This is a genomic window from Bordetella genomosp. 9, assembly GCF_002119725.1.
Classification (GTDB): domain Bacteria; phylum Pseudomonadota; class Gammaproteobacteria; order Burkholderiales; family Burkholderiaceae_B; genus Bordetella_C.
The window spans coordinates 1,055,688-1,072,215 of sequence record NZ_CP021109.1 but is presented as its reverse complement, the minus strand read 5'-3'; the positions used below and the strand labels follow the sequence as shown (position 1 = coordinate 1,072,215).

Here is a 16,528-nt window from a genome sequence, read left to right as displayed (position 1 = left end):
TTGACGCCCGATGCGGCCGAAGTGGGCGCTGACGTCAATGGGTTCTCAAAACCGTCGAACCCGCCGCCGAGCGCCATCCGGCTCCCAAATCAAGCTAAATGCGGGCATCTTTCGTCTTCCTTGGGGAAACGAATCCCGGCCCGCGGGTCAGCCCGAAAATCAAAACGCCCACGCCGCCATCACAGACAAGACGCGCTATTCAAGGATTTACCTAGCGCGGCGCAATGGCGCGGAGCAAATCGTTTTCCAATGGCGCGGGCTCACCGCACAGGTGAGCGGCGATGATGTCCCCCGCCAAGGCCGCCCAACTCAGCCCCCTGGAGCCGAATCCGGTGGCCAGGTACAGGCCCTCCGCATGACTCACCGGGCCCACGGCGGGAAGTCTGCCCGGCAAGACCGCGCGCCAGCCCGCCCACCCGGACAAGGCGCCGGCCGCCATGCTCCGGACCGCAGCCGCGGCATCGGCATCGAGCAGCGCGGCCGCCTTGGCGAGATTGACGCCCTGCCCGCCCGCCGACACCGTCGCTTCGGCGGCGCCGTGCACGTAGGTGCTGCCGGCAACGCAATGCCCGTGCACCGCGGGAAGCAAATAGCCTTCGCCGCCGATGATGCAGCGCGGCCCGCCAGCCAGCGCGTGCGCGGGCAACAGGGTCACCTCGCCCGCCAGCGCATGCATTTGGGCCAGCCGCGGCAACGGCTCCAGCAATCCGCTGGCATGCAGCAGGCGGCGGGCCCCCACGGCGTTGGCCGCCACGACCACCGGCGCGTCGGCCAGGACCCGCCCCGCTTCGTCCTCCAGGCGCCACGTGTCGCCATTGCGCTCCATGCGGTGAACGGCGCCCGGCACGCGCCGCACGCCCGGCGCCGCCGAGAGCGCGTGTATCAGCGCATCGGGCCGCACCAGCAGGCCTGCCTGGAAAAACAGACCGCCGCGGGACACCGCCAGACCGGCGATGTCGGAGGCTTCCGCGGCATCCACCTGCCGCACCCAGGATGCGGGAAAACCGAGCGTCGCCAATACCTTGCCGGCATCCGCAGCACGGCCTGCGTCCCGCGACAACTGCAGCGTGCCGCATTGCAAGGGCCGCGCATCGCCATCCAGATCGCCCCAGCGGGCCAGCGCGCGCAAGGTCCCAGCCCGCGACAGGCGCGCGCGGGGGTTGTCGTCGAGCGCGACCAGCGGTGTCGCGGCAGCGGCCAGGTGCCCGCGATGGGCGGCATCATGCGCGGGATCCAGCAACGTGACCGGAATGCCGCGCAGGCCCAGGGCCTGCGCCACCGCCGCGCCGGCGATACCCGCGCCCACAATGGCGACATGCGCCGGCGGATCGCCTGCCGGCGCGCGCCCGGCTGCAATGCGCCGCGCGACGGTCATGTGGGTCTTGCCGGCAAAGCCGGGGCGCCGGTCGACCGCGAAGCCGGCCTCCTGCAGCGCGCGCCGCACGCGGCCAGCGCTGCACCAGGTTGCCGCCGTGGCATCATGCGCGGCATGCGCGCCGAGCGCCTGCAGCAATGCGGGGGTCCACATTTCCGGATTGCGCGCTGGCGCAAACCCATCCAGAAAGAAAGCGTCCGCCACGAAATCCAATTGGGGCGCCAGGGTGCCGGCATCGCCGAATGCGAGCGTCAGCGTCACCCCGCCCCGTTCGAATTCGAGCCGGTGCACGCCTGGCAGCAACGGCGGCCATTGGCGCAGCAACTGGTCCGCAAGCACCCGGCAGCCGCTGTCGGCCGGCAGCCGCGCCAGCGCGCCGGCCAAGTCTTGCGGCAGCAGGGGGTGCGCCTCGAAAGACACCACATGCAGACGGCGTGGACGTTGGGCGTCGGCGCGCCACGCAAGCCAAAGCGCCAGGAAATTGGAACCCAGCCCGAAGCCCGTTTCGCACACGGTGAACGACGCCCGGCCTCGCCAGCGTTGAGGCAAGTCGTTTCCCCCCAGGAAAACGTGCTGAGCCTGGGCCATCGCCCCGTCGGCCGCGTGATAGATATCGCCGTATTCCGGGCTGAACGGAACGCCTCGCGCATCGATGACGGGCGCAGCCGGCTTCAAGGGCCGATACGCAACACTGGAAGACTCGGACATGGGCAATACATCATGAAGAAGGTGCGGCCGGCGTAGAATCCGTTGAAAGGACGCGGGTCCCGGCCCGCCGCCCGCGTCAAGGACAGCCGCGATTATCGGCGCTTTCCGCCCTGGTCCGGGCAATGAGTCGTTGAGCCCAAACCGCGCATCGATTCGCCGGAATGGGTTCCGACGGCGCGGCGGCATAACACGAAAAAGGTCATTCGAGCATGCAAACCCCAGCGCAGCTTTCCCAGAATGCGCCCCTGGATCTTTGCGCGGCGCTGGACGCCGCCGTCACGGCTGCGCACGCCGGCGCCGCCATCCTGCAATCGTACGCGCACCACCGGTCGGACCTGGTGATCGACCGCAAGGCCCGCAACGATCTGGTTTCGCAGGCTGACCGCGAGGCCGAGGCGGCGGTTATCGAGGAGCTGCGCACGCGCACGCCGCAGTTCGGCATCGTTGCCGAAGAGACCGGCGGGCAGGTGGCGGGGCCCGCGACCTGGTACATCGACCCGCTGGACGGCACGACGAATTTCCTGCACGGCATTCCGCAATACGCGGTTTCCATCGCCCTGATCGCCCACGCCGGCACCCGTTTGGCCGCGGGCCCCGCATTGACTGAGGACACCCCGGTCGTCGCCGCGATCTACGACCCCAACCGCGAAGAGATGTTTACCGCGGTGCACGGGTCGGGCGCGTGGCTGAACGGCCGGCGGATTGCATGTTCGCGCACGCAAACCCTTGACGACGCGGTGGTGGCCACGGGCTTTCCATTCCGCGATTTTTCCTTCGCGCAGCAGTACATGCCCACCCTGCACGAAGCGATCAACGTGACGCGCGGCGTGCGACGGCTGGGCGCGGCCGCGCTGGACCTGGCTTGGACCGCGGCAGGACGTTACGACGGATATTGGGAAATGGGACTGGCGCCCTGGGACGTGGCGGCTGGGACGCTGATCGTGCGCGAGGCCGGCGGCGTTGCCGAAGACATGTATGGGGTGGATCCCTGGCCCATCGGCGGCTACGTGGTTTCCGGAAACCAGGCGATCGCCGCGGCGTTGAAAGCGATGATTGCGCCGCACTTGTCCCGCGGCACGGCGGCCTGAAAGCTGCCCCCGCAGCCGTACACGAAGTATCTGTTTGAGCGGCCTGAACGGCCCGAGCGGCCTGAACGGCCCGAGCGGCCCGAGCGGCCCGAACGCGCGTTTCGACCGGCGCGTATCAGGAGGCCGCCGTCGCGCTTTCGGCGGTATCCTGCGCCGCCTCCCGCAGTTCGCGGCGCAGAATTTTGCCGACATTCGTTTTGGGAAGTTCGGTTCTGAAAACCACGCTGCGCGGCCGCTTGTAGCCCGTCAGTTTGTCGCGGCACCACGCGAGGACATCGGCCTCTGACAACGACGGATCCTTGGGCACCACGAACACCCGCACGGATTCGCCCGAGCGTTCGTCCGCGACGCCGACCGCGGCGACTTCCTGCACCCCAGGGTGCGTCGCAATCACGTCTTCGACCTCGTTGGGATAGACCTTGAAGCCGGAGACGACGATCATGTCTTTCTTGCGGTCCACGATTCGGATGTAGCCGCGACGGTCCATCGTCCCGATATCGCCGGTGCGGAAATAGCCGTCGTCCGTCATGACCTGCCGCGTTTCATCGGGACGCTGCCAATATCCCCGCATGACCTGCGGCCCTTTGATGCAGACTTCGCCGCGCTCTCCTTCGGGGACGGCGTGGCCTTCATCATCCAGGATCGCCACATCGGTCGAAGGAACCGGCAAACCTATCGTGCCGGAAAAAACGTGCGTATCGGTCGGGTTGACCGCGGCCACCGGCGAAGTCTCGGACAGGCCGTAGCCCTCGATGATCGGCCGGCCCGTGATGGCGCGCCAGCGGTCGGCCACGGCCCTCTGTACCGCCATGCCGCCGCCGAAGGTCAGCCGCAGTGCGGAGAAGTCCAGCGACGCGAAGGCGGGATTGCGCGCCAACGCGTTGAAAAGGGTGTTTACGCCGGGAAAGATATGGACCGGCACTGCCCGCCAGGCTTTGATCAGTGCGGGCTGATCGCGCGGATTCAGAATAAGCAGGTTCCGCATGCCGGCGTGCATCCCATACAGGCCGCAGACGGTCATTGCGAACACGTGATACAGCGGCAGTGCGCTGATGATGGTGAGCTGCCCCGGCACGTCGTGCAGCGCGGGCCACGCCACGGCCTCCGTTTGCAGGATATTGACCGCCAGATTCCGGTGCGTCAGCATCGCGCCTTTCGGCGTGCCGGTGGTGCCGCCCGTGTACTGCAGGATCGCCAGGTCTTCCATCGACAACGCCGGCTGTTCGAAACCGTGCCGCTGGCCCAATGCAAGCGCGCGCGGCAGGCGCAGCGCCCCTTCGATCCGCCAGGGCGGCACGACTTTTTTGACGTGCCTGGCCGCCAGATTCACGACGGTTTCCTTGATGCCGCCCAGCAGGTCGCCGATGGCCGTCACGACGACGTGCCGCACACCGCCCAGTTCGGCAACGCTCTGCAGCGTATGCGCGAAGTTTTCCAGGATGACGATGACCTGGGCGCCCGCATCGCGCAACTGGCGCTCCAGCTCCGCGGGCCGGTACAACGGATTCACGTTCACCAGGACATGCCCGGCGCGCAGCGTGCCCAGCATGCACGCCAGATAGGCCGGGACATTGGGCAGCATCACGGCGACCCGGCTGCCGCGCGGCATGTCGAGCGACTGCAGCCATCCCGCGAAACGGCGCGCATGGATATCGATGGCCTCGTAGCTCAGGTTGGTCCCCATCGCCGTGCAGGCGATCCGGGTTGCGTAGCGTTCGCACGCGCGATCGAGCAGGTCCACCAGCGAGACATAGCCATCGACCGATACCTCGGCGGGCACGCCGGCGGGATACTCGGCAAGCCACGGGCGCTGCATGGTAGTTGTCTCCATTAATAAGCGGCGTATTTGATGATACGCTCGGTCGTCTGACTACCGGCCGCGGAAGACCCGGCGCAAAGGCGCGCCGCCCCGGCCCGCCCTATTTTTGCCGCGCATCGTGACGCGTGCAACCCGACTACGGTGTCCCATGAAACTGCTTGAACCAATCATCGCCTGGCAAGCGGATCTCGCGGCGATCCGTCGCGACATCCATGCCCATCCGGAGCTTTGCTTCGAGGAATTCCGCACCGCGGACGTGGTCGCGGCGAAGTTGCAGGAGTGGGGCGTCGAGGTCCATCGCGGCCTGGCGGGCACGGGGGTCGTGGGCATCATCCGCGGCAGGCAGGCCGACGGCGGGCGGGCCGTGGGCCTGCGGGCCGATATGGACGCGTTGCCCATGCAGGAACTCAATACTTTCCCGCATGCGAGCCGCAACCCCGGCCGCATGCACGCGTGTGGCCACGACGGGCATACCGCCATGCTGCTGGGCGCGGCGCGCTATCTGGCCGCGCATCGCGATTTCGCAGGCACGGTCTACGCCATTTTTCAGCCTGCCGAGGAACACGGGGGCGGCGCCAAGCGGATGATCGACGATGGGCTGTTCGAGCAATTCCCCATGGAGGCGGTGTTCGGCATGCACAACTGGCCCGGCATGGCCGCCGGCACGTTCGGCCTGACTTACGGTCCCATCATGGCTTCCAGCAACGATTTCCGCATTGTGATCACCGGCAAAGGCGCGCATGCGGGAATGCCGCATCTGGGCATCGACCCGGTCATGACCGCGGTGCAGCTGGCGCAATCGCTGCAGACCATTATCACCCGCAATCGCAACCCCCTGGACGCCGCCGTGCTGAGTATCACGCAGATTCACGCCGGCAGCGCGGACAACGTCGTGCCGACGACGGCGGAGATGCGGGGCACGGTGCGCACCTTTACGGTCGAGTCGCTGGATCTCATCGAACAGCGCATGCGCGATATTTCCGTCCATACCTGCGCGGCGATGGGCTGCGAGGCCGACTTCGATTTCCAGCGCCACTATCCGCCCACGATCAATCACCCGCGGGAAGCGGCGTTCTGCGCGGAGGTGCTGCGCGATCTGGTCGGCGCCGCGGCAGTGAACGACCAGGTGCAGCCTTCCATGGGCGCCGAGGACTTTGCCTTCATGCTGCAGGAAAAGCCCGGCTGCTATGTCTGGATCGGCAACGGCGCCGGCGACCACCGGGAAGCGGGCCACGGCATGGGCCCCTGCATGCTTCACAACGGCAGCTATGACTTCAACGACGAACTGCTGCCGTTGGGCGCGTCTTTGTGGGTCCAATTGGCGCTGCGCTGGCTTTCCAGCGAACAGCCGCCGCTCCAGGCGCGTTGAGCGATGCCAACTGACGTGGCCCCATATCTAGTGGGGCGCGTCAGCCGCGTCTTCCCGGCACATTTGCAGAAACAGCGCCGCCGCGCGCGCGGGGGCCGAAGCATTGGGCAGCAGGATGCTGAGCGTGCGCGTCAGCCCTTTGCGGCCCACCCGCAGCGCGGTAAGCGCGCCGTCCTCATGCCGCATGGACATCGCCGAGACGAAGCCGATACCCAATCCGGCGCGGACCGCCTGCTTGACTCCTTCCACGCCCGCCAGTTCCAGTGCGGCGCCGGGCGCCAGTCCCTCGGACCGGAACGCCCGCTCCACCAGGCGCCGGACCCCCGAGCCCGGCTCACGCATGACGAGCGGATAGTGGGCCAGATCGGCCAGCGTGATGGCCCGTCGGTCCGCCAGCGGATGATCCGCAGGGACGATGGCCACCACTTCGTCCTGCCGCCACGCATGCACAGCGGTGTCGGCGGGCAGCCCTGCGGGTATATCGCCTTCGATAAAGGCCATATCCAATAGCGGCAGGCGCTGGACGATCTCCGCCGTATTGCCGTCGGCGAGCTGCAGCGAGACGGCGGGGTATTTCGCCCGGAAGGCGGCGACCAGGGCCGGCAGGCAATAGCTGGCCGGCGTGGTGCTGGCCCCCAGCCGCAGCAACCCGGAGGCGATGCCGCGCCAAGCGTCGCGCAGCTCGCGGGCCTGCCCGTATGCCTGGCGCAACTGGCGCGCGTGCTCGACCAGCCGTTCGCCGGCCGCCGTCAGCACGATGCCATGGCCGCTGCGCCGATAGAGCGGCTCGCCAAACCATTCCTGCAGCGCGCGGAGCTGCCCCGAGACCGCCGGCTGGGACAAGTGCAGCAGCTCCGCCGCCCGGCTGATGTTCCCGGCTTCTGCCACATGGGCGAAGGTCAGCAGCTGTTCAGGCGTCATGGGGTCCGATATCAGGTTTTCTTATATTAGACATCGGGAATGACCATTTCGGGGATATGAGCCCACGGATTAACATGACTTCCAGTTATTAAACAAGCGCGCCGAGTCATAAAGCTCTGCCTGTGCGCCGGCCTGTACAACTGCCCAAGCCATGTCCACGTCCACGACTTCCCTTTCCCTCGCCACGCCATGGCGCGACAAGCTGAACGGCGTTCTGTTCGTCGGGCTGCTGGCCGCCGCCGTCATGCAATTGGCGACCCTGCCCTTTCTGCGCCAGCTCGGTTTCTCGCCGCTGGTAATCGGGATCGTGTGCGGCATGCTGTACGGCAATTTCCTGCGCGGATCGATGCCGCAGGACTGGAGCGCGGGGGTCAATTTCGCCGCCCGGCGCCTGCTGCGCATCGCCGTCGCATTCTACGGATTGAACATCAGCGTGCAGCAAATTGCAGCGGTAGGATTGCCCGGCCTGGCGGTGTCTACCGCTGTCGTGGCCGGTACGCTGCTTCTCGGCACGGTGGTCGGCCAGCGGCTGCTTGGGCTGGACCGCGACACCGCCATGCTGACAGCGGCAGGCAGCGCGATCTGCGGCGCAGCGGCCGTGTTGGCCTTTGAGCCCACCCTGCGCGCGCAGCCGCACAAAAGCGCGGTCGCCGTTGCGACGGTCGTGCTGTTCGGCACGCTATCGATGTTCCTGTATCCGGTTCTCTACCATGCCGGATGGCTGCCTTTCGACACGCGGCATCTGGGCATCTACATCGGCGGCACGGTGCACGAGGTCGCCCAGGTCGTGGGCGCGGCCAGCAACGTGGACCCGGCAACCACGGAAATCGCGACCATTGTGAAGATGACACGCGTGGCGCTATTGGTGCCAGTGCTGCTCGTGCTCGGACTGTGGCTGCGGCGCAGCGCGCAAGCGGCCCATGCCGGGGCCGAGGCCGCGCGCCTGCCGATCCCCTGGTTCGCCATCGGCTTCCTTGCGCTGGCCATGGTCAACTCGCTCGACATCCTGCCCCACGATGCGGTTGCCCATTTGCGCCAGTTGGATGTTTTCGCCTTGACGATGGCCATGACGGCCCTGGGTATCGAGACGCGGTTCAGCCAGATCCGCAAGGCCGGCCCGCGGGTTCTGGCGCTGGGTTTCATCCTTTTCCTGTGGCTGATTTTCGGCGGCTACGGGCTCGTCGCACTGCTCGCTTGAACGCCCGGCGGGCTGTCACGCGACGGGGACAAAATTCCTGCATAATCGGCCGGTTGTCCGTCAGGAGCCGGTCCATGACCACCAGCAGAACATCGCCCGTCGTATCCTTGCCCGCCAACCGGGAACCCGTGCTCCGCGTCATGCCCATGCCGGCGGACGCCAACGTGCACGGCGACGTATTCGGCGGCTGGATCATGGCCCAGGTCGATATCGCAGGCTCCGTTCCGGCGGCCCGGCGCGCGGCCGGCCGCGTGGCCACAGTCGCGGTCAATTCCTTCATCTTCAAGCAGCCCGTGTTCGTCGGCGACCTGCTCAGTTTCTACGCCGACATCGTCAAGACGGGGAACACGTCCATTACGGTCGAAGTGGAAGTCTACGCGCAGCGCCAGCGGCTGGATGCCGAGATCGTCAAAGTGACCGAAGCCACGCTCGTCTACGTTGCGACGGACGACGCCCGCCGCAGCCGGCCCCTGCCCGTGCTATGACGGACTGCCGCGTATGACCGAACCCGCCATCGCGCAGAAACCGCAGGCCACGCCGCGCCGCCTCGATCCCGAAGACGCCCAGCATGCCCTTGCCGAGGTGCAGGAGCTGCTGCGCCGCCAGGAACTCGTCGCAAGCCTGGTGCATCGCCAGGAGGAAGGCGACACCCGCGCGGATCTGGTCGAACAATTGGTTCACCGCCAGCACGAGACGGAACTGAAAGCCCTGGTGGACGGGCTGCACCCCGCCGACATCGCGTTCATCCTGGAATCGCTGCCGAAGGACGAACGCCAGACCGTGTGGAAGCTGGTCAGCGCCGAACACGACGCGGACGTGCTGCTGGAAGTCGAAGACTGGGTGCGGGAATCGCTGATCGAAGCGATGGACCGGCAGGACCTGGTCGCTGCGACCGAAAACCTGGACGCCGACGAACTGGCCGACCTGGCGCCGGACCTTCCGGCCGACGTGGTGGCCGAAGTCCAGAAAGGCCTGACCGACGAGGAACGGGCGCAGCTGCTAGAAGCCATGGGGTACCCCGAAGACAGCGTCGGGGCGATCATGGACTTCGAGATGGTCCGCGTGCGCGAGGACGTTTCGCTGGAGGTGGTGCTGCGCTATCTGCGGCGGCTGCACGAACTGCCCGACCATACCGACCAAATCTTCGTGGTCGACCGGCAGGACAAGCTGCAGGGAATCCTGCCGCTATCGACGCTGCTCGTCAGCGAGCCCGAGACGGTGGTGCGCGACGTGATGACGACGGACTACCTGACTCTGTCCGCGCTCGACTCGGACGCCGACGCGGCGGGCGCGTTCGAGCGCTACGATCTGGTTTCGGCGCCCGTCGTGGACGACCAGGGCCGCCTGATCGGCCGCGTCACCATCGCGGACGTCGTGGACGTCATACGCGAAGATTCCCAGGAGCAGGCGCTTTCGCGCGCGGGCCTGCAGGAAGAAGATATCTTCGCGCCGGTGATGATGGCGCTGCGCAACCGCGCGCCGTGGCTCCTGTTCAACCTGTGCACCGCCGCGACCGCGTCGTTCGTGGCCTCGCGCTTCGAGGGCACCGTAAGCCACATCGTGATCCTGGCTTTCCTGATGTCGATCGTGGCGGGCATCGGCGGCAATTCCGGCAATCAGACCATGACCATGATCATCCGGGCCCTGGCCGTGGGGCGGATCACCGGGCGCAATCTATGGCAGCTGGTCAAGCGCGAGCTCCTGGTCACCCTGCTTGTGGGACTGTGCGGCAGCGTGGTGGCGGCCTTGTTCGCCTGGGCGATATCGGGATCCATTTCCATCGCGCTGGTCATGATGGCGGCCATGGTCTGCAACATGCTGGTGGGCGCATCTGTCGGCGTGCTGGTGCCCATGGTGCGTGACCGCTTCGGCAAGGACCCGGCGATCGGCTCGTCGGTTCTGCTGACCTTCGCAACCGACTCGCTCGGCTTCTTCATTTTCCTTGGGTTGGCGACGATCTTCCTGCTTTGACGATGCCCCAAGGCGCGGCGCGCCTGCCTGCGGCGCCGCCCTAGAACGCCGGAGCCAGCCGGCGCACCAGCTCTCCCAGGCGGCAATCCGTAATGCCATGATTGCGCAGCGCCCTGTCGGTCTCCAGCACGTACTCGAGGCAGGCGCCGGACCGCCCTACGGCCGTGCGGATGATGTCCAGACGGCGTTCTTCCGCCACGTCGCCGGCATAGTCGGCGCAAGCGCGATTCAGCAGGAATGCCAGCGCCGTCACGGGGCCCTGTTCGCTCTGGCACGTCAGCCATTTGGGGCGATAGGCGCCGCCGATCATCTCGCGGTCCCAAAGCGCCGCGAAGGTGGCCGGCACCTGGGCTGCGGCTATACGGAACGCCACGCCGCGGCAGCAGCCGCCGCGGTCCAGGCCGAACACCAGCCCGGGCGCCTGATCGGATCCGCGATGGTGGCGTGACCACAGGCAAAGCGAGCGGTGGTACCCGTGGACGGTGGCGAGCCGGCGCTCCTGCCAGTCGAAACCCGGGCGCCAGATCAGGGATCCGTAGGCAAAGACCCACAGATCGCGCTGCCCGTCCCAGCCGGCCAGCATGCTGGCCGGCGACAGGCAAGCACAAGGATCGGTCTGCGGAAAGGCGCGGCGCGGCATGGCCGCGAACGCGGAGGACGGTTCTGACTCCCCCTCCTGGGAGGCGCCGCCCTGCGGCGGCTCGGCGGCGGAAAAGACCGCGGACATACTCGGCTCGACTCGCTGCAATGTTGAGAACGTTGCGATCCTACGCCAGACGCGCAGAAAAAAGGTTCCAAGACATCGGCCGAGGAATGGACTGAAATAAAAAAAGTGTTCGCGTTGCGCTACCGCAACGAAAAGCCTTTGCCAGGGCAGGGCCTAGGCGGCATCGAGTGGAAGTTCCGTCGTGCTCTTGATGACCTCCATGGAAAAACTCGCGCTCACATCCAGCAGATCCACCGCTTCGATCAGGCGTCGATAAAAGCGGTCGTAGGCCGTCATGTCTTCCACGACAACCTTCAACAGATAATCCACGTCGCCTGCCATGCGATGAAACTCGACCACGTTCGGCAAGGCCATGACCGTGTCGACCAGCGTGCGCGTCCATTTGGCGCTGTGCTGGCTCGTCTTGATGGACACGAAGACGGTCAGGTTCAGCCCCAGCGCCTTCGGATCCAGCAGCACTGCGTTCCGCGCGATGACGCCGTCTTCCTTCAGCTTCTGGATACGGCGCCAGCACGGCGTCACCGACAGGTTGACCTGCTCCGCGATCTCCGCGACCGAACACCCGGCATCCTTTTGCAGCAGGCGCAGGATCTTGATATCGGTCTGATCCATGGGTTTTCCTCCTGGCAGGGCGCCATCTTGCCCGTTCCCACCGCCGCCGTCCACCGGGCGCACAGTGTGGTAAACCACGGGAATCATGACATCCACCGTTCAACGCTACCCGACCCTTTCGCACTGGGGCACCTACACCGCCGTCGTGCGCGATGGCCGCCTGGTCGCCTGCGAGCCCTTCGCGGCCGACCGCGATCCGTCGCCCATGATCCATACCATGCCGGAGATGGTGCATTCACCCTTGCGGATCGCCAGGCCGGCGGTGCGGGAAAGCTGGCTGCGCAGCCGCGGCCATGGCGACAGGCGCGGCCGCGATCGCTATGTGGAAGTCAGCTGGGACACGGCCATCCGGCTGGTGCACGAGGAGCTGACGCGGGTCCGGACGCAGCATGGGCCGGCGGCGATCTTCGGCGGCTCGTACGGCTGGGCCTCCGCTGGCCGGTTCCACAACGCCATGAGCCAGACGCGCCGGTTCCTCTATGCCGGCGGCGGCTGCACTGACCAGGTGGGCAACTACAGCTGGGGCGCGGCGCAATTCCTGTTGCCCCACATCATCGGCACGTACGCGCCGCTGACTGGCAAGGTCACGGACTGGAGCAGCGTCGCCACGCATACCGAGCTGATCCTGGCCTTCGGCGGCATGCCGCGACGGAACGCGCAGGTAATCGCCGGCGGCGCGGGCGAACATACCACCGGGCACTGGCTGCGTCGCACGGCGGCGCGCGGCGCCCGCATCGTGGCCATCTCGCCTACCCGTGGCGACCTGCCCGGGGACGTCCAGGCGGAGTGGATACCCATCCGCCCGAACACGGACGCTGCGATGATGATCGCAATGGCGCACGTCCTGCTGACCCGCGACCGGCACGATGCCGCGTTCCTGCGCCGCTATTGCGTTGGTTTTGAGCGCTACGCCGCGTATTTGCGCGGCGAGACGGACGGCCAGCCGAAGACGGCGGAGTGGGCGCACAACATCTGCGGCGTGCCGGCGGACACCATACGCCAACTTGCCTTGACGGCCGCCGGATCGCGGACGCTGGTGAACTGCACCTGGTCCTTGCAACGCGCCCACCATGGCGAGCAGCCCTACTGGGCCTGTATTGCGCTGGCCGCCATGCTCGGGCAGATCGGCCTGCCCGGCGGCGGATTCAGTTTCGGACTGGGCTCCATCAACAGCGCCGGCAACCCTCGCATCGACGCACCGGTGCCCGAAATGCACGAAGGCGCCAACCCGGCGCGCCGGTCCATTCCGGTTGCGCGCATCGCCGACATGCTGCTGCAGCCCGGCGAGGCCTACCCCTTCAACGGCGCGGAGCACACCTATCCCGACATCCGGCTGGTGTATTGGGCAGGCGGGAACCCCTTCCACCACCACCAGGACCTGAATCGGCTGCAGCGGGCGTGGGAACGGCCCGAAACCATCGTCGTCCACGAAACGTGGTGGACGCCGACGGCACGGCGGGCCGATATCGTCCTGCCCACGACCACCACCCTGGAGCGGAACGACATCGGCGCATCGTCGCGTGACGGTTATATCCTCGCCATGCACCGCGCCCTGCCGGCGCAGGGCATGAGCCGGGACGATTTCGACATCTATCGGGAGTTGGCCGCACTGGGGGGATACGAGGACAGGTATACCGAAGGCCGGGACGAACAGGCCTGGCTGCGGCATATGTATGACGGTATGCGCGCGCGCTGGCAGGCAGCCGGCGACCTGCCGGAAGCGCCGTCTTTCGACGATTTCTGGCGCGCGGGCCATTTGGCCTTGCCGCCGCCGCGGCGGGATTTCGTGCTGTTCGAGGATTTCCGGCACGATCCCGACGCGCACCGCCTGCGCACGCCGTCTGGGCGCATAGAGCTGTATTCGGAGCACATTTCTGGCTTCGGCTACGCCGACTGCCCGGGACATGCGGCGTGGCTGCCGCCTGCGGAATGGCTGGGCGGCGGACTTGCGCGGCGCTGGCCGCTGCATCTGATCAGCAGCCAGCCGGCGCACCGGCTGCATTCGCAGCTGGACCCGGCGCGCCTATCGCAAGGCGGCAAGATCCACGGGCGGGAACCGGTGCGCATCCATCCCGACGACGCTGCCGCGCGCGGAATCCGGCACGGCGAGCTGGTCCGCATCCACAACGATCGCGGGTCGTGCCTGGCCGGCGCTGTCATTGACGATGGGGTGATGCCCGGCGTACTGGTCATGTCGACGGGCGCATGGCTGGATTCCGATGAAAACGGACCCGAACGCCATGGCAATCCCAATGTGCTGACGCCCGATATCGGCACATCCGCGTTGACCCAGGGCAGCAGCGCGATGTCCGCGCTGGTGGACGTGGAACCGTGGCGCGGCGATGCGCCTCGGGTGCGCGCCTTCGACTTGCCGCTGGCCGCGTCCGCGCAAGCTTTTTCCAATCCTTGAACGGCGACGGCGGAATTCGGCAAATTTTTTGCCGGCATGGCCCGATAGCATGGCATCAGGTTTTGATTGGAGCCCGCCATGCAGTATGCACCTCCTCCGCCCGGGCTGGCGCCCCTTCGCGAGGCCATTCTCGCCGGCCGCGATCTGCCGCCGCCGGCCATGCTCGCCACACTCGCCGAGGGCGTTGCGCGATCCGATCCCATGCAGGCGCTGGATGCCGCGACAGCGCCCGCGGCGCGTCCCGCGCAGGGCTACAGCCGGCATGTCGCGTACGCGGATCCGGACGGATTGTTTACCATCGTCTATCTGATCTGGCCGCCGCGGCAGTTCAGCCCTGTCCACGGCCATCACACCTGGTGCGCTTACCGTGTCGTCAAAGGCGAGCTTGCCGAAACGCTGTATCGCTGGGATGCGGCGTCGGGGTGCGCACGGCCCTGGCGGCGGCAGATCCGGCGGCAAGGCGACATCGTTACCGCCGGCCCTGGCCTGGAGCAGATTCACCGCCTGGGAAACGCCGGCGATGAGACGGCGGTTTCGCTGCACGTGTACGGCGTCGGCGAAGGGGCCATCGCGACAGGCGTGAACCGGATCGTTTCCACCGAAGCCGGCCGCCACGACGGCCCGTCGCTACGCCTTTAGCCCATCCACTGGCTGACCGGCGCGGCGGCGTCCTGCAGCGGTTGCGCCAGCACGTCGACCAGCGCCGGGCCGTCGTGCTCCATGGCTTCGCGAAGCGCCGTTTCGAGCTGGGCCGGGTCTTCCACCCGCCATGCCTTCACACCATAGGCCTCGGCCACGCGCGCGTGATCGGTACGGGCGAAATCGACGCTGTAGTAGCGCTCGTCATAGCCGGCCTTCTGGCTGGCCTTGATCCAGCCGTAGACCGAATTCGAGAACACGATCATCAGCAGAGGCGCTTTGTGGCGGACCACTGTTTCCAATTCGCCGACGGTGAAGCCGAAGCTGCCGTCGCCCATCACCGATACGCATTTGGACTGCGGCCGGCCGAACCACGCGCCGAACGCGGCCGACAGGGAATAGCCCAGCGCGCCGTGCGCGCGGTTGGTGATGAAATGGCGTCCGGGCCGGCTGGCGTCGTAGTACGCGGAAAAGTACGGGCACGGCGTGCCGGGGTCGGCGCAGACGATGGCATCGTCGGGCAGCAGGCGGTTCAGCGTCTTGACGACGCGTTCGGGCCGGATGGGACGTTCCGTGGATGCCGCCAGCGCATCCAGCTGGGCCGCGCGCGCGGCGCGCGCCTTGCCCACCAGAATCGCGCCGTCCACGGCGTCGGACCGTCGCCGGGCCAGGCGCGGCATGACTTCCGCAACCAAGGCTTCCAGCGCCAGGCGGGCATCTCCCACCATGCCGACCTCGGTGCGGTAATTGGCGCCGACGACCATGGGGTCGATGTCGATGTGCAGGATGGTCGTATCGCGGCTGGGAAAGCGCCAATGCTCGGTGGACGTGGAGCCGGCGCGGCAGCCGACGAACAGCACCACGTCCGCCGCCGCGACCACGTCCCGGGTCGCCATGATGCCGCCATTGGAACCGACCACGCCCGCATTCAGGGGGTGGTTGTCGGCAAGGCTGCCCTGCCCGCTGACGGTAACGCACACCGCTGCTTTCAGCGATTCGGCCAGCGTCTGCAAGACCGCGCATGCGCCAGCGATCACGACGCCGCCGCCGCACAGGATCACCGGGGAACGGGCCTCTGCCAGAATGGCCGCCGCGCGCGCGACGTCGGCGGGATCGGGCGCATAGCGCATCGCGGGAAAGCGGCCATGCTCGGGCTGGGCCCAGATGTCGGCGGCATCGACGCTCTGCTTCATCACGTCGTAGGGGAAGCACAGGTGCGCGGCGCCCGGCTTGCCGCCCGTCATGGCGCGGAACGCCGCCCGCACCATGCCCGGAATCTGGTCGGCGCGGTCGATGGTCCGATTCCATTTGGTCAATGGCCGGTAGAGCGCTTCCTGGTCCAGTTCGGTCAGGGGATAGCGTCCGCGCGATCCCACGGCCACGTCCGAAGTGATGCCCAGCACGGGGATGGAGGATTCGTTCGCCTCGACCAGTCCAGGCAGAAGGTAGGTCGCGCCGCCCCCGCTCGGGCCTTCGCACACGCCCACCTTCCCGCTGACACGGGCATAGGCATCCGCCATGTACCCGGCGCTGCGTTCGTCGCGCGTCAACACGTGCTGAATGCCGTGGTCGAGCCGGTAAAGCGCGTCGTAGAACGGCAGACTGGTATCGCCGCACAGGCCGAAGATGTGCTTTACGTCGTAGGCCTGAAGCATGCGCACCATCGCCTCGGCGCCATTGAGTTGAGCCAT

General features: G+C 67.1%; 13 protein-coding genes. 7 read left to right on the top strand and 6 right to left on the bottom strand.

Annotation, left to right across the window (positions count from 1 at the left end):
- Positions 1-211: 211 nt before the first annotated feature.
- Complete coding sequence (gene mnmC, locus CAL13_RS04990; RefSeq protein WP_086071697.1) at positions 212-2,083, bottom strand: FAD-dependent 5-carboxymethylaminomethyl-2-thiouridine(34) oxidoreductase MnmC; 1,872 nt, start codon at positions 2,081-2,083, stop codon at positions 212-214.
- A gap of 209 nt (positions 2,084-2,292) precedes the next feature.
- Between mnmC and CAL13_RS04985 the strand changes: the two genes are divergently transcribed.
- Positions 2,293-3,171 carry an inositol monophosphatase family protein gene (locus CAL13_RS04985; RefSeq protein WP_086071696.1) on the top strand — a complete coding sequence of 293 codons (879 nt, stop codon included), beginning with the start codon at positions 2,293-2,295 and terminating at the stop codon, positions 3,169-3,171.
- A 115-nt stretch (positions 3,172-3,286) separates the two neighbouring features.
- On the opposite strand, the gene CAL13_RS04980 is transcribed toward CAL13_RS04985, so the two are convergent.
- Positions 3,287-4,987, bottom strand: a complete 1,701-nt coding sequence (locus CAL13_RS04980) for an AMP-binding protein (protein WP_086056386.1) — start codon at positions 4,985-4,987, stop codon at positions 3,287-3,289.
- 151 nt (positions 4,988-5,138) lie between these two features.
- Here CAL13_RS04980 and CAL13_RS04975 point away from each other — a divergent pair, with 151 nt between their 5' ends.
- Positions 5,139-6,359 carry a M20 aminoacylase family protein gene (locus tag CAL13_RS04975; RefSeq protein WP_086071695.1) on the top strand — a complete coding sequence of 407 codons (1,221 nt, stop codon included), beginning with the start codon at positions 5,139-5,141 and terminating at the stop codon, positions 6,357-6,359.
- Positions 6,360-6,386: 27 nt separating this feature from the next.
- Here the strand turns inward: CAL13_RS04975 and CAL13_RS04970 are convergent, their stop codons facing one another.
- Complete coding sequence (locus tag CAL13_RS04970) at positions 6,387-7,280, bottom strand: LysR family transcriptional regulator (protein ID WP_086056384.1); 894 nt, start codon at positions 7,278-7,280, stop codon at positions 6,387-6,389.
- 151 nt (positions 7,281-7,431) lie between these two features.
- Between CAL13_RS04970 and CAL13_RS04965 the strand changes: the two genes are divergently transcribed.
- From CAL13_RS04965 to mgtE, 3 genes are all read left to right on the top strand, one after another.
- Positions 7,432-8,478, top strand: coding sequence for a YeiH family protein (locus CAL13_RS04965; RefSeq protein WP_086056383.1), 1,047 nt, complete (start codon positions 7,432-7,434; stop codon positions 8,476-8,478).
- A 74-nt stretch (positions 8,479-8,552) separates the two neighbouring features.
- Positions 8,553-8,963: an acyl-CoA thioesterase gene (locus CAL13_RS04960; RefSeq protein WP_086071694.1), complete on the top strand. Its 411-nt coding sequence runs from the start codon at positions 8,553-8,555 to the stop codon at positions 8,961-8,963.
- Positions 8,964-8,976: 13 nt separating this feature from the next.
- Positions 8,977-10,449 carry a magnesium transporter gene (gene mgtE / locus CAL13_RS04955; RefSeq protein WP_086056381.1) on the top strand — a complete coding sequence of 491 codons (1,473 nt, stop codon included), beginning with the start codon at positions 8,977-8,979 and terminating at the stop codon, positions 10,447-10,449.
- 40 nt (positions 10,450-10,489) lie between these two features.
- On the opposite strand, the gene CAL13_RS04950 is transcribed toward mgtE, so the two are convergent.
- Together CAL13_RS04950 and CAL13_RS04945 are read right to left on the bottom strand one after the other, a co-directional pair.
- A complete protein-coding gene (locus tag CAL13_RS04950) occupies positions 10,490-11,089 on the bottom strand; it encodes a gamma-glutamylcyclotransferase (protein WP_086073520.1) in 600 nt (199 codons plus the stop codon).
- A gap of 240 nt (positions 11,090-11,329) precedes the next feature.
- Positions 11,330-11,788 (bottom strand): Lrp/AsnC family transcriptional regulator, encoded by a 459-nt coding sequence (locus CAL13_RS04945; protein WP_086059252.1) that lies wholly within the window; start codon positions 11,786-11,788, stop codon positions 11,330-11,332.
- Positions 11,789-11,873: 85 nt separating this feature from the next.
- Here CAL13_RS04945 and CAL13_RS04940 point away from each other — a divergent pair, with 85 nt between their 5' ends.
- On the top strand, positions 11,874-14,198 hold the full coding sequence (locus tag CAL13_RS04940; RefSeq protein WP_086071693.1) for a molybdopterin-dependent oxidoreductase: 2,325 nt from the start codon (positions 11,874-11,876) through the stop codon (positions 14,196-14,198).
- Positions 14,199-14,276: 78 nt separating this feature from the next.
- Entirely contained in the window at positions 14,277-14,837 is a 561-nt protein-coding gene (locus tag CAL13_RS04935) for a cysteine dioxygenase family protein (protein ID WP_086071692.1), read from the top strand.
- On the opposite strand, the gene CAL13_RS04930 is transcribed toward CAL13_RS04935, so the two are convergent.
- The gene (locus CAL13_RS04930; protein ID WP_086071691.1) at positions 14,834-16,528 is read right to left on the bottom strand and encodes a thiamine pyrophosphate-binding protein; all 1,695 of its coding nucleotides are present in this window, start codon (positions 16,526-16,528) and stop codon (positions 14,834-14,836) included. The genes CAL13_RS04935 and CAL13_RS04930 overlap by 4 nt on opposite strands.

What these genes read in the sequence shown, in the direction of transcription:
- mnmC (WP_086071697.1), bottom strand. Translation starts at nt 2,083, where the DNA reads ATGTCCGAGTCTTCCAGTGTTGCGTATCGGCCCTTGAAGCCGGCTGCG.
- CAL13_RS04985 (WP_086071696.1), top strand. Translation starts at nt 2,293, where the DNA reads ATGCAAACCCCAGCGCAGCTTTCCCAGAATGCGCCCCTGGATCTTTGC.
- CAL13_RS04980 (WP_086056386.1), bottom strand. Translation starts at nt 4,987, where the DNA reads ATGCAGCGCCCGTGGCTTGCCGAGTATCCCGCCGGCGTGCCCGCCGAG.
- CAL13_RS04975 (WP_086071695.1), top strand. Translation starts at nt 5,139, where the DNA reads ATGAAACTGCTTGAACCAATCATCGCCTGGCAAGCGGATCTCGCGGCG.
- CAL13_RS04970 (WP_086056384.1), bottom strand. Translation starts at nt 7,280, where the DNA reads ATGACGCCTGAACAGCTGCTGACCTTCGCCCATGTGGCAGAAGCCGGG.
- CAL13_RS04965 (WP_086056383.1), top strand. Translation starts at nt 7,432, where the DNA reads ATGTCCACGTCCACGACTTCCCTTTCCCTCGCCACGCCATGGCGCGAC.
- CAL13_RS04960 (WP_086071694.1), top strand. Translation starts at nt 8,553, where the DNA reads ATGACCACCAGCAGAACATCGCCCGTCGTATCCTTGCCCGCCAACCGG.
- mgtE (WP_086056381.1), top strand. Translation starts at nt 8,977, where the DNA reads ATGACCGAACCCGCCATCGCGCAGAAACCGCAGGCCACGCCGCGCCGC.
- CAL13_RS04950 (WP_086073520.1), bottom strand. Translation starts at nt 11,089, where the DNA reads ATGCCGCGCCGCGCCTTTCCGCAGACCGATCCTTGTGCTTGCCTGTCG.
- CAL13_RS04945 (WP_086059252.1), bottom strand. Translation starts at nt 11,788, where the DNA reads ATGGATCAGACCGATATCAAGATCCTGCGCCTGCTGCAAAAGGATGCC.
- CAL13_RS04940 (WP_086071693.1), top strand. Translation starts at nt 11,874, where the DNA reads ATGACATCCACCGTTCAACGCTACCCGACCCTTTCGCACTGGGGCACC.
- CAL13_RS04935 (WP_086071692.1), top strand. Translation starts at nt 14,277, where the DNA reads ATGCAGTATGCACCTCCTCCGCCCGGGCTGGCGCCCCTTCGCGAGGCC.
- CAL13_RS04930 (WP_086071691.1), bottom strand. Translation starts at nt 16,528, where the DNA reads ATGGCTCAACTCAATGGCGCCGAGGCGATGGTGCGCATGCTTCAGGCC.